The sequence below is a fragment of the Sphingomonas horti genome (assembly GCF_009753715.1).
GTDB lineage: Bacteria > Pseudomonadota > Alphaproteobacteria > Sphingomonadales > Sphingomonadaceae > Sphingomonas_B > Sphingomonas_B horti.
Map to the genome: position 1 here is coordinate 1 of NZ_WQMS01000022.1, position 12,047 is coordinate 12,047.

The window sequence follows — 12,047 nt, forward strand, 5'->3', positions numbered from 1 at the left end:
TCCTCTCGTGCGTGGACGCTTCGACAGCAACCACACTTTGGCACTCAGATGCCGGGAGCGGGAGCCATCCACCCCATCTGCTTACCGGGCGTGAGACGCGGCCGTCAGACGACGACAAAGGGCGCATCCTCGACGCGTCAGAGGATATCGTAGGGTTCACTCTGACTTGCCTTGGCTGAACCGTGGGCTACGAGTCTTCGATTCTCGGCGGATTTGGAAAGAAGGCGGGTCCACGTCGTACATGGAAGCCAACGCGAAGCGTCTGCTGACCAGGAGAGTCAGGCCGTGCCAGTCAGCGCGCTGCTACTCTTGACGGCGATCGGCTAAGCCTGTTTTCCCGCCACCGGGCTGACAAACACGTCCAGACCGGCGGCGAGGAGCGGCCTGAATTCCTCGAGCGGACGATCGGTCGCCAGGGCAGTCCAGAGCATGCCATCGATGAAGGCAGAGATGCTGAGCGCCGTCTCGTATGCGCTCATCTTCAGCCGCACGCTGCCATTATCCGCCATCTTCTGGATTGCACCGGCTAATACCTTCATTGAATGCTCAACGATCGGCTTGAAGCTATCGTGCAGACTGCCTGGTCGGACGCATTCGGCGTGAAGGTGAAGGCGGTTGCGGATAACAGTTGCAATATCGAACCCCATTTGCGGTTCGAAGCTCACCACCATCGCCTTGAAGGCGGACCATGTGTCCGGCAGGTCCTCCGGCTTGACGCTACCATAGTGCAAAACCGCCTCGACGATTTCCTCCTTGTTGCGGAAGTGCACGTAGACGGCGCCGACACTGAGCCCGGCCTGGCGGCAGATATGCTGGATCGAAGAGCCTTCGACGCCCCGCTCGGCGATACACTCCATCGTCGCGCGAATGATCCGCTCGCGCTGTGCGGACATGTGGGCAGGATCGCGCTTGGGCATCGACACTCCGAAAAAGGATGATTGTTCGGTATTTTCCTCCACCCCCGCTGGCAAGTCTTGACATTGCCACAAAAAGAACGAACCCTCGTTTTATATAAAAGGGGAGGTTAGAATGGGTGTGCGAAAGGGAGCGCTTCTGGCGTGCGTGGCTGGTCTAGTCTGGCTTCCCAACGCGGCTTTTGCTCAATCAGCGTTGCCGGCAGCCGAGAACGCGAGCCATGCGGGGAACGAGATCGTCGTCACGGCCCGCAAGCGCGAAGAGCGGCTGATCGATATTCCACAGTCGGTGACCGCGGTCACGGCGGAAGACCTGGCGCGGCTCGACGCCACCCAGTTTCGTGACTTCGCCAATACGGTGCCGGCGCTTTCCTACACCAGCGAGGGCGCGGGCAAGACTCAGGTCTCGCTGCGAGGCGTGACGGCGGGGATCGATATCGGCCCCACCGTCGGCATATATGTTGACGACGTGCCTTACGGCTCGAGCAGCGCCTTTTCGAACGCGAGCGGGCTCGCCCTTGATGTCGGCCTGTTCGATCTCGACCGCGTAGAGGTTCTTCGCGGGCCCCAAGGCACCCTCTATGGCGCCAGCACGATGGGCGGACTGATCAAATATGTGACCGCTCGCCCCGATCTCACGCGGATGGAAGGAACGGCCCAGGCGGGGCTTTCCACGACGAATGAGGGCGGCACCGGCTACAATCTGGCAGGGGCAATCAGCCTTCCCGTCGCGCAAGGGCAGGCGGCCCTTAGAACCAGCGGCTTCTACACGCATGATGGCGGCTTCATCGACGATCCCACAGCGGGACGAGAAGACATCGATCGTTCTGACATTTACGGTGGCCGACTTGATCTGTTGATTCAGCCGGCCGAAAGCCTGTCGCTGCGCCTGACAGGCTTCCTCCAGAACATCGACCGTGACGGTAATCCCGCAGCCGACTTCGATCTTAGCGGCGCACCGGTGGACGGATCGCTCGATCAGCGGCGGCTCTTCACCGAGCCATTCCGCAACCGTTTCCGCCTTGTGAGCGGAACGATCGATTATGATTTCGGCCCCGCTTCGCTCACTTCGATCACCAGCTATCAATCCACGAAAACGAGGTTCCGCCAGGATGCATCAGCCGTCTATGTGCCCGCCCTTGCCGGATTCGGCCTGGTCCTGGGTTCGGTCGCTATCGACCAGGGGCGCTCTACGGACAAGTTCACGCAGGAAGTTCGCCTCGCCTCCACCGGCGAACGTCGTCTCGAATGGCTCCTCGGCGGCTTCTACACGCACGAGCGCTCGGGAAACACGCAGCAGACGACCCAGCTCGATCCTGCCGGCCAACCCTTTCCACTGAACCTGGCGACGCTCTCGATCCCGTCGACCTATGAGGAATATGCCGGTTTCGGCAACCTGACGTTCCGCCTCACCGATCGTTTCGACATCTCGGGCGGCCTCCGTTACGCTGCCAATCGGCAGCGCTTCGAGCAGATCGGCTCCGGACTGCTCGTCGGCTCCGTCCCCGAGACGCGAACCACAGACGAAGTCGCGACCTACCTGCTGAATGCCCGCTACAAATTCAGCGACGATGCCACGGCCTATTTGCGATACGCGACCGGATATCGGCCAGGCGGGCCGAATTTCGTCGTCAACGATCCCGCCACCGGTCTTCCGCTCGCCGAAGATACATTCCGGTCGGACAGTCTCGAAAGCTACGAGGCAGGCTTCCGGGCGCAGACTGCGGATCGTGCCTTCGCCATCGATCTTGCCGCCTATCATATCGACTGGAAGGACATCCAGGTGACGACCGTCGCCGGCGGCGTCTCGGTCATCGCCAATGCCGGCCGCGCCGCCGTGGACGGCGGGGAACTGACGCTGACTGTGCGGCCGATGACCGGCTTTACTGCGTCTGGTGCTTTTGCATACCAGGATGCCCGCCTCACAGAGGACGCGCCGCTCCTCGGGGCCAGGGACGGCGACCGACTGCCGAACGTGCCGCGCTTCACCGCCGCGCTCAATCTTGACTACCGGCTTTCCGAGGAGGGCCTCCAACCCCGGCTTGGCGCGACCCTTCGCCACGTTTCGGCGCGCAAAGCGGCGTTCGATGGAAACGCTCAGCTGCCTCAATATCGGCTTCCGGCCTATACCAGCGTCGATCTGCGTGCCGGCGCAAGCCTTGGTAAGGTCGATCTGCAGCTGTTCGTCCGCAATCTGTTCGACGAGCGCGGGCAAATCTCCGCCTTCACCGTGCTTTCCTCGCTGGGAGGGCCCGCACAGGTGACGATGCTGCAGCCGCGCACGATCGGGCTGAGCGCGACCACCCGCTTCTGATGACGATCATGACCGAAGCCCGAATCGACGTCGCGGCACTCGACGCGCTGCTTGCTCCCTATGACCGGACCGATGCGCCTGGCTTTGCCGTGGGCGTGGCGCTGGGTGGCCGCCCCGGCTATCGCCGCGGCGTCGGAATGGCGAGCATCGAGCTGCCCGTCGTCCTCTCTCCGTCGATCCGGATGCGTATCGGCTCGACCAGCAAGCATTTCTGCGTGCTCGCCCTGATGCTGTTGGTCGAGGAAGGGCGGTTAAGCTTGGACGACAGTCCGCGCCGGCATCTTCCCGAGTTGCCCGCCTGGGCGGACGCCACGACGATCCGGCAGCTCATGGCCCACACCAGCGGCATGCGGGACAGCCTGGACCTCCTGCTCATCACGGCTGGGCCTGGCAAAGCCGGTCCTGAAGACCTTCAGTTGAAGCTGCTCGCGGGGCTCGACAGCGTCGACTTCGCGCCGGGAACGAGTTGGAGCTACAACAATGGCGGCTATGTGCTGCTGAGCGAACTCGTCGAGCGGCTGAGCGGCCAGAGCTTCGGGCATTTCCTCAAGGAACGCATACTCGCGCCCATCGGCATGTATGACACGCTCCTGCGCGAACTCGACACCGTTTTGCTGCCGAACAGCGCGACGTTGCACGTGCCCCTGCCGGACGGAGGCTATGCGCGCGGCGTGTTTGGCATACCGCTCAAAGGGGAAGGCGGCATCGTGTCGACAGTGGACGACATGCTTTTGTGGCTTAGGCATATGTCGAACCCGCTCATCGGCACATCGGCAGCCTGGGCTGAGATGCGCACGCCCCTTGCGACACATGGCTATGGTCTTGGCCTGATCTCCGACACGCATCGCGGCCTCAGGACGGTCCATCATTCGGGCGGCGTGATCGGCGGATGCTGCCAGATGGTGAAGGTGCTCGACCATGATCTGGACATCATCGCCATCAGCAACGGCCGCAGCGTCGTTGAACTCTACGGGCTGGTGGACGCCATCATCGATGCCTGCATCCCTGGCCTTCCCCCGGCTCCGGCCGACTCGGGCGGGGAACCCGTGGCAGGAGACTTCCACTCGCCCGCGACCGGTCGGGTGATATCCCTAGTGGCGCATGGCTCGGCGCAGGCGATCAGCTTCGGGGGGATGGTGTTACCCGCATTGCGGGATGTCGACGGCACGATCAGGGTCTCGATCATTCCGTCCGACCTTAGCATCAAGCCCGTCCGGCAGGGCCGCGAGATCGTCGCACTCGACGTCACCGAATACGGAAATTTGGATCGTCTTCATCTCGTGACGCCCCCTTCGGCCACGAGTCTCGCCGGCCGCGAGGGGGCTTACGCGCACGGCCCCGCGGGCATCGAAGGGCGGCTCTACGCGGGTGCCGGCGATCGTCCGCGGCTTTTGCTATCCGGGCCGATTGGATCATTGGATTATGGACTGGAGCCGATCGGTCCAAATCTGTGGCGAACCGTGCCTCCGGATGGTCTGCCTATCGCTGCCACCCTGGAATTCCAGGACGATCGGTTTCTGCTGACGACCGGCCGGACCCGCCGTCTCCCTTTCACGAGGACAGCGTGACACCGGCCTATCCACCGCCGCGCAAGGCGCGCGCGGCGGTGGCGGTGCTGTCAGCGCTGGGCTTCTTCGTGAGCACGGACCTGGTGCTGACGTCGCTTCTGATCGAGCCGATGAAGGCGGAGCTCGGTCTCAGCGACATCCAGATCGGCATATTGCAAGGCACGGCGTTCGGCCTTTCCTTTGGCATCTGTTCGATCCCGCTCGGCCGGTTGATCGACCGGGCAAATCGTGTGCGCATGCTGACAGTTGGTCTGCTCGTCTGGATGAGTTCGCTGACCGCCACCGCACTGGCAGAGTCGATGACGACGCTCGTCCTTGCTCGCGTCGCACTCGGCGGGGTGGCAGCCCTGCTGATCCCGGCCGCAGCGTCGGTCATAGCCGATCTCTACCCGCCCGAACGGCGCGCAGTGGCGACGAGCATGTTCGGGGTCGGTCAGGCATTCGGTCAAGGTTTTGGCATCCTTGCCGGCGGCTTCGCACTCGACGCACTTGGCCGATACGGGCCGCTGCTCGGTCTCAGTCCATGGCGCGCAATCTATGTCGCGGCCGCTGCGCTTGGCTTGGTCCTGCTCTTTTCCCTTCTCATCGTGTCCGAGCCGGCTCGTCAGGAGCGCGAGACGGAGGCCCGCTCTCCCCGGCAGGCGGCAAGCGAATCGTGGCGATACCGCCGCTTCCTCGCGCCGCTGCTGGTCGCGATGCTGTTCAGCGCCATCGCAATGCAAGCCGCCCAGACCTGGGCACCGCCCGTCCTGATGCGGGCATATGGCCTGACGCCCGGCGAGTTTGCCGGCTGGCTGGGGCCGGTGATGATCGCCGGAGGAATTTTTGGAGCGCTCGGCGGCGGCCAATTTGCGGAGTTGGGACGAAGGAGAGGCGGTCGCGCCGGGGTTGTGTTCCCCGCTGCGATCGCCTCCGCCGCCATTGCTCCTCTGGCGTTGTTCGCGCTGGCCCCAACGACAGCATTTTTTGCAATCATGCTCGGCCTCATCCTGTTGTTCGGGGCGGCGGTCGCCATCATCGGCATCGTCGCCATCACCCTCAACATTCCCAATGAGATCCGCGGCCTCGCCATCGGCGCCAGCGTTTTCATGACGGCCGTGTTCGGCGTGGCGACCGGCCCTGCCGCTATCGCCCTAGCCAGCGATTGGCTCGGCGGCGAGGCGATGCTTGGGACCGCCATCGCCTTGGTCGGCGCCCCCTGCGCTCTGCTTGCAGCCTTGTTTTTCGTTTTCGCGATGCGCGGGGCGCAGGAGCATTGAACAGGTTCCGGCTCGACGTCTCTATCCACGCGCTGCCTTTCAAGGCCCCGCTTCGGATCGCTGGCCGGGTTTTCGAAGGTATCCCGGCCATTCGAGTGACGCTCCGCGACGGCGCCTTTGTCGGACGCGGTGAGGCCGCCGGAGTCTTCTTCACCGGTGACGATGTTCCCCATATGATCGGCGAGATCGATCACTTCCGGCCAGACATCGAGGGAGGCATCACGCGCGAGGGCCTCCGAAGCCTGATGCCGGCGGGAGGGGCGCGCAACGCCGTCGATGCAGCCCTGTGGGAGTTGGAATCGCTGCGCACCGGAGACCCCGTCTGGCGCCTCGCCGGCCTGGAGGCGCCTCGCCCGCTAGTCACCACATTCACCCTCGGCGCTGACGACCCGGCGCAGGTCGAAAGGGCGCTGAGCGTTCTTGCAGAGGCTCGTGCAGTGAAGCTGAAGCTTGATGGCGATCTCCTCGCTGACGCCGAGCGGATCCGGCTGGTGCGCCGGATGCGACCCGACATCTGGTTCATGGTCGACGCCAACCAGGGGTATGAGAGCGGCGATCTGGATGTCTTGATGAACGTGCTTGTCGATACAGCAGTGGCCCTGCTCGAGCAGCCGCTACCGCGCGGCGCGGAACACGAACTTGAAGGCTTTCGGAGCCCGATACCGATTGCTGCCGACGAAAGCCTGCTGGCCATAGACGAGCTTTCCGGCATAGTCGGACGGTTCCAGATCGCGAACATCAAGCTGGATAAATGCGGGGGCCTTACCGAGGCTTTGGACATGGAGCGGCATGCGCGCCAGCTTGGGCTCGGGGTGATGGTGGGTAACATGGCGGGCTCCAGCCTTGCCGCCGCTCCGGCCTTCCTGCTCGGCCAGCGCTGCGACGTCGTTGATCTGGATGGCCCGTCATTCCTTGAGTCCGACTTGACTGAGAAGGTGAACTACGCGGGTGGTTTGATAGCTTGTCCACATGGCCTGTGGGGAAGCTGATCCGCCACACTTCCTGCGGATAGACTGAATCGCTTTTCACAGAGCGAAAGCTCCGGGCGACTACTACAGGCGCCAGCAGGTTCATCGACACCGCTGCTTTCGAGCGGCCGGTTTCGAAAGATTCGGAACCGGCGGCTCATATCCGTCTTGGGCGCGATCCTAACGACCGCCGCACCAAATCTCGAACGGCAACTTTGGAGGAATTTGGAACCCGCGGCCGATGACCGAGAAAGGCGCAGGTTCGCCGCTGCGGCCGCGGTTGCGATCGGCGGCTTTCAGAACTGCTCCAGCATCGCCGAGTGCTTGTTATCAAGGTGCAGAATCCTAGCGGCTAGCCAGTTGCCAAAAGGGATCGATATTCGGATCCCACCGAAGCAACATACCGGCGGCGAAGGGGGGTGAAATGACCGAGAATGATTATGTTTTGAGCCTGCTGGCGATCGTGTCGGGGCTCGCGATCACCCACATGATCGCAAGTCTGTACGAGTTACTGTCGAATAGACGAGAGGTCCGCCTCTCCTGGCTTGCTCTGCTTGCCGCCGGCTACACAGCATACCTTGTCCTCTACGGTTGGTGGGTGACCTGGGCCGGCTTCCATGCTCGATCAGGGACGCTGCCATTCTGGCGCTTCCTGATGCCGATGCTTAGCGTGACATGCCTCGCCCTTGCCGCGCGCGCCTCCCTACCGAGCTTTGTCCCTGAAGGCGGTTTGGACCTGGCCGAGCGGTACAGTCGGCATGGCGTCTGGATTTGGCGAGCGCTCTTGGCGAGCGCGGGAATAAGCATGCTCGGTGTCTTGGTCCGCAAACTGTCGGGCGAAGCCATGAGCGATAACGCCACACCGTGGGGTCTCGCCGGCCTTGCCCTGATGCTTTCCATGCTGGCAGTGCTGTCTTTGACGCGCGTGCGCGTGATCCACGCGGTCCTCGTCCCGATGTCATTTGGGCTGCTGGTAGCTGCTACTTTGGCACACCCAGTTTAAGGGCTGGCGGTCTCGGCAGCTGTTGGGAAGGAGCGAGTCCGGCCAATACGACCGGTATAGGGCGCTCAGTCGTCCTTCCGCGAGCTAGGCAGAATTGGCAGCTGAGGGCGCTCATCGGAAGTATCGGACCTGGTGGTGTTGCAAGATGCGGTGCGTGTGCAATGATCGTCGAGCCGTTTGGCAGATACCGGATGGCGGGCTGATATCAGGCCGGTCTCGACCAGTTCCAGCAGTTTGGCGATTTCGGTCTCGGCGCGGGTGCGCACGTCCCGGGCTGCTAGCCTTCAGACGGGTCATCCCGTCCGCGACCTGGAAGTCGCCCTTCGTCGCTTGAGGCCGCTCAGGACGGAATCCAGCGCCGCGGTCGGCTCCTTTCCGGTTAAGGCATTGTAATAGATCGGAACCAGTTGGAGGCGCTGCGCGAAATCCTCCTTCACATTCAGAGCATAATAGCCAATCTGGTGAAAATAGGTGATCCGGGCACGGACCAGACACTCCTTATCGGAATAGCCGCTGATCCTGAACAGTTCAGTGAGCAGCGCGATCCATGCGTCGTCTACACGGTACACGATGCTGGCGGCCTTCGGGGATTTACGCGCCCACATCCGGATAGCCATGTCAAACGACAGGAAGCCGGGGTCTTCGCCCAGCCAAATAGCCACGACTTCGCTGAGGTCCGGCTCGGCCAATGCCCATCGATCCCGCACCTGCGCGATCTCGACGAGGTTGCGCACTTCCCAATCGCGGAGCAGCGCGTCGAGCAGATCCTGGCGATTGGAGAAGTGATAATAGAAGCTGCCGCGGGTCACTTTCATTCGACGCGCCAGCCGATCCACCTTCACGCCATCGACACCCTCGTCGACGAGCGCCTTGCGCGCCATCGTCAGCCAGTCGTCGCGCGTCAGAGGGCGGCTGGTCGTTCTTGCTTTCACCCTGGTTTCCTGCCCCGCTGCTGCTTCGACGGATGTCTCGGTCTCACCCTTACACAACACAATTCGCTCCGAAGCCTAACGGAAAACCACGGTCTTGCCACCGTTCGGCAGGATCTTGCGCTCGGCATGCCAGCGCACCGCGCGAGCAAGAACCCTCGCCTCGATGTCGCGGCCGAGCTCGACGAGCTCATCGGCGGTCATTCGATGATCGACCCGCTCGACGTCCTGCTCGATAATCGGCCCTTCATCGAGGTCGCTGGTGACATAGTGCGCCGTCGCGCCAACGATCTTCACGCCGCGCTCATAGGCCTGGTGATAGGGCTTGGCACCTTTGAAGCTCGGCAGAAAGCTGTGGTGGATGTTGATGCAGCGCCAGGCGAGTGCGCTGCTCGTCGCGTCCGAAAGCACCTGCATGTAACGGGCGAGCACAAGCAGGTCCGCGCCTTGCCGTTCCATCAGGTCGAGGATCGCGGCTTCCTGCTCGGCACGGTTTGCCGTTCCGACGGGCAGGTAAATGAAGGGCAGCCCGTGCCATTCCGTAAGCCCGCGCATGTCCTGGTGATTGGAGATGACGCCAACGATGTCGGCGGAGAGTGCTCCGATGCTCCAGCGGTGCAGCAGGTCGTTCAGACAATGGCCGAACCTGGAGACGGCGATCAGAACGCGCGGCTTCACCGCTGCGTCGGCGAGCGTCCAAGCCATCGCGAACCGCTTGGCAATCGGCTCGAACTCCTCGTTTAGCCGCTGAATCTCCAGGTTCCCGATACCCGACTCGCCGGTGAACTCGATACGCAGAAAAAAGCGGCCAGTCTCAGGATCGCTATGCTGCTGGCTTTCGAGGATGAAGCCCGATCGCTCTGCCAGGAAGCCCGCTACGGCGGCAACGATTCCGACAATGTCGGGACAGGTCGCCGTAAGAATAAAGCGCCGGTTTGCCTGCATCACGCGGACTCGGCGATATCGAAGGAGCGCCGCGCTTCCGCAAGCCATTCCGAAACATAGGCGAGCCAGGCGCTGTCATGGAGCAGCTCGAAGCCATTTGCGCCCCGGTTCGAAATGAGCACCGGGATCCGGGCGAACAGAGTCTTCACCCCGGCGCCTGCGAGAAATGCGCGGGGGTGCAGATCGACCTCGGTCCCGCTCGCCAGCAGAGCCGGCGCATGTGTGGCATCGATGCGCCAGGCCGACATAGCCGCTCCCAACGGCGTCAAGCTGTGCAATTTGAGCTTCTCCCTAGCCTCCGACAGCGCCTCTGGAAGCGCATCCCGGAAGATCCATTCACCGGGGCCGATTCGGAGATTGGGGCTTGCGCCGCCAACCCAGAATCCGGCGCGCTCCGCCACGGCGACATCGAGTGTGGCGGCAAGCTCGCTGACGTTCTCGGGTGTCGGCCGGAAGACCCGAAGCAGCCAAAGCGCCGGAGCGTCGACCTGGCGAACGTCCAAGTGCGCGAGATGCCGCCGGTCCTGGGCTTCAGCCATTCATTCGCTCCCCGGACTGGTCATAAAAGCAGGGCTGGACTTTACGATAGGCGTCTCCGCTACGAAGCAGATGCAGCACCTCGCCCAGCCGATTTCTGCCCCCACGCACCAGCGCAAGCGCCACGGGCCGATCGAGGATCGGACTGAACTCGGACGAGGTTACGAAACCCGACGTCCTGAACCTGTGGTCGTCGCTCGCGAAATGCGCGCCCACCGGCGGAACCGTGCGGCCGTCCACGGCCTCAAGGCCGACGAGCTGGAGCCTTCCGGGCTCGCGGTTCACCGCCCACAGCAGCGACCGCTTGCCGATGAAATCGCCCGCTCGCGCAGCGACTTTGGTCCAGCTGACATCATCGGGGACAGTCGTGCCTTCGGTATCGGCTCCAACGTGGAGGAAGCCTTTTTCGAGCCGGAGCAACATCCAGGCGTCGATCCCGACCGGTTCGGCCCCGCCAAACGGCTCCGCGGCCTGGGCGAGCGAGTCCCACAGACCGGGCGTGCGGTTCCAATCCACGCTGATCTCGTACGAAAGCTCGCCAGAGAAGCTGACCCGCGCGATGCGCGCGTTCAGGCCCGCGACGCTCGCCTCGCGCCAGGACAGATGCGGAAAGGATTCGTTGTCGAGCGGGATGTCGCACCGGGCGCGATCGAGAATCTTCCGTGCGTTCGGCCCGGCGAGCGTGACGTTGCCCCAACAGGTCGTCACCGGCGCGACGATGACGCTGAGGTCTCGCCATTCGCATTGCAGCCACTCTTCGAGTATGGCAGCGACCCGATCGGCTCCGCCGCTGGTCGACCCGACCAGAAATCGGTCGTCCGCCATCCGCGCGACCACGCCATCGTCGACGATCACGCCGAATTCGCTCAACATCATGCCGTAACGGACCCTGCCGACAGCCAGGTTCGACATGCGATTGGCATAGATTCGATCGAGGAACATGCCCGCATCGGGGCCGCTGACCTCGATCTTGCCTAAAGGTGTAGCATCGAACAGGCCGGCTCGATGCCTCACGGCGAGCGCTTCGCGGCGCATCGCCGCGTCACGGTCTTCTCCCTGGCGGAGATAATGGGCAGGGCGTGTCCAGCCGCCATAGTCTTCAAAGCTGGCGCGAAGCTGCTCATGGCGATCGTGAAGCGACGATCTCTTGAAGGGCGCGTATGCGGCGCCGCGACCCAGGCCGCGCAACGCGCTCAAGGCGGTCGGCGTATAGGGCGGGCGGAAGCCCGTTGTTCCCACGTCGCCGGGCGGTCGGCCGGTCATTTGTCCCATTAGGGCGATCGCCGTGACCGACGACGTTTTCCCCTGGTCGACCGCCATTCCGAGCGTCGTGTAGCGCTTGAGATGTTCGACTGAGACGAAGTTCTCTTGAGCGGCGAGCCGAATGTCGGCGACCGTGACGTCGTTCTGGAAGTCGACGAAGGCGCGGTCCTCTGGCCCGACCGGCAGCGCCACCGGCTCTGCGCTCGTCTTGGCAGCAGCGGCCAAAGGCGGCGCGTTTGCTTCCTCTCCGGCTGCCCAGGCCCCTGAGCTGCCCCCTTCTGAGTGGTCCAGATTGTATCATAGTCTGGAACCCGAAGGAGAATTGGGATGGCAGGTCGCAGGCACAC

10 protein-coding genes are annotated in these 12,047 nt (G+C 63.2%); 5 read left to right on the forward strand and 5 right to left on the reverse strand.

What is annotated here, in order from left to right; translation table 11 throughout:
- Window positions 1-323: 323 nt before the first annotated feature.
- Window positions 324-917, reverse strand: coding sequence for a TetR/AcrR family transcriptional regulator (locus GON01_RS16410; protein WP_157028478.1), 594 nt, complete (start codon window positions 915-917; stop codon window positions 324-326).
- Between the two features lie 193 nt (window positions 918-1,110).
- Here GON01_RS16410 and GON01_RS16415 point away from each other — a divergent pair, with 193 nt between their 5' ends.
- The 5 genes from GON01_RS16415 to GON01_RS16435 all read left to right on the forward strand — a co-directional run bounded on the left by GON01_RS16415 (window position 1,111) and on the right by GON01_RS16435 (window position 8,026).
- A complete protein-coding gene (locus tag GON01_RS16415; protein WP_181600263.1) occupies window positions 1,111-3,228 on the forward strand; it encodes a TonB-dependent receptor in 2,118 nt (705 codons plus the stop codon).
- Window positions 3,228-4,796, forward strand: a complete 1,569-nt coding sequence (locus GON01_RS16420) for a serine hydrolase domain-containing protein (RefSeq protein WP_157028480.1) — start codon at window positions 3,228-3,230, stop codon at window positions 4,794-4,796. The genes GON01_RS16415 and GON01_RS16420 overlap by 1 nt, the downstream gene beginning before the upstream one ends.
- Window positions 4,793-6,055, forward strand: a complete 1,263-nt coding sequence (locus tag GON01_RS16425; protein WP_157028481.1) for an MFS transporter — start codon at window positions 4,793-4,795, stop codon at window positions 6,053-6,055. The genes GON01_RS16420 and GON01_RS16425 overlap by 4 nt, the downstream gene beginning before the upstream one ends.
- Window positions 6,052-7,044 carry a dipeptide epimerase gene (locus GON01_RS16430; RefSeq protein ID WP_157028482.1) on the forward strand — a complete coding sequence of 331 codons (993 nt, stop codon included), beginning with the start codon at window positions 6,052-6,054 and terminating at the stop codon, window positions 7,042-7,044. The genes GON01_RS16425 and GON01_RS16430 overlap by 4 nt, the downstream gene beginning before the upstream one ends.
- 403 nt (window positions 7,045-7,447) lie before the next feature.
- Window positions 7,448-8,026 carry a hypothetical protein gene (locus GON01_RS16435; protein ID WP_157028483.1) on the forward strand — a complete coding sequence of 193 codons (579 nt, stop codon included), beginning with the start codon at window positions 7,448-7,450 and terminating at the stop codon, window positions 8,024-8,026.
- 293 nt (window positions 8,027-8,319) lie between these two features.
- Here GON01_RS16435 and GON01_RS16440 read toward each other — a convergent pair whose 3' ends face one another.
- From GON01_RS16440 to GON01_RS16455, 4 genes are all read right to left on the reverse strand, one after another.
- The gene (locus GON01_RS16440) at window positions 8,320-8,958 is read right to left on the reverse strand and encodes a TetR/AcrR family transcriptional regulator (protein WP_157028484.1); all 639 of its coding nucleotides are present in this window, start codon (window positions 8,956-8,958) and stop codon (window positions 8,320-8,322) included.
- 75 nt (window positions 8,959-9,033) lie between these two features.
- Window positions 9,034-9,900: a formyltetrahydrofolate deformylase gene (purU, locus tag GON01_RS16445; protein WP_157028487.1), complete on the reverse strand. Its 867-nt coding sequence runs from the start codon at window positions 9,898-9,900 to the stop codon at window positions 9,034-9,036.
- A complete protein-coding gene (locus tag GON01_RS16450; RefSeq protein WP_181600264.1) occupies window positions 9,900-10,403 on the reverse strand; it encodes an aminomethyltransferase family protein in 504 nt (167 codons plus the stop codon). The genes purU and GON01_RS16450 overlap by 1 nt, the downstream gene beginning before the upstream one ends.
- A gap of 28 nt (window positions 10,404-10,431) precedes the next feature.
- Window positions 10,432-11,925: a glycine cleavage T C-terminal barrel domain-containing protein gene (locus GON01_RS16455; RefSeq protein WP_181600265.1), complete on the reverse strand. Its 1,494-nt coding sequence runs from the start codon at window positions 11,923-11,925 to the stop codon at window positions 10,432-10,434.
- Between the last annotated feature and the right edge of the window lie 122 nt (window positions 11,926-12,047).

Coding starts and splice junctions, on each gene's coding strand:
- GON01_RS16410 (WP_157028478.1), bottom strand. CDS start 917: ATGCCCAAGCGCGATCCTGCCCACATGTCCGCACAGCGCGAGCGGATC.
- GON01_RS16420 (WP_157028480.1), top strand. CDS start 3,228: ATGACGATCATGACCGAAGCCCGAATCGACGTCGCGGCACTCGACGCG.
- GON01_RS16435 (WP_157028483.1), top strand. CDS start 7,448: ATGACCGAGAATGATTATGTTTTGAGCCTGCTGGCGATCGTGTCGGGG.
- purU (WP_157028487.1), bottom strand. CDS start 9,900: ATGCAGGCAAACCGGCGCTTTATTCTTACGGCGACCTGTCCCGACATT.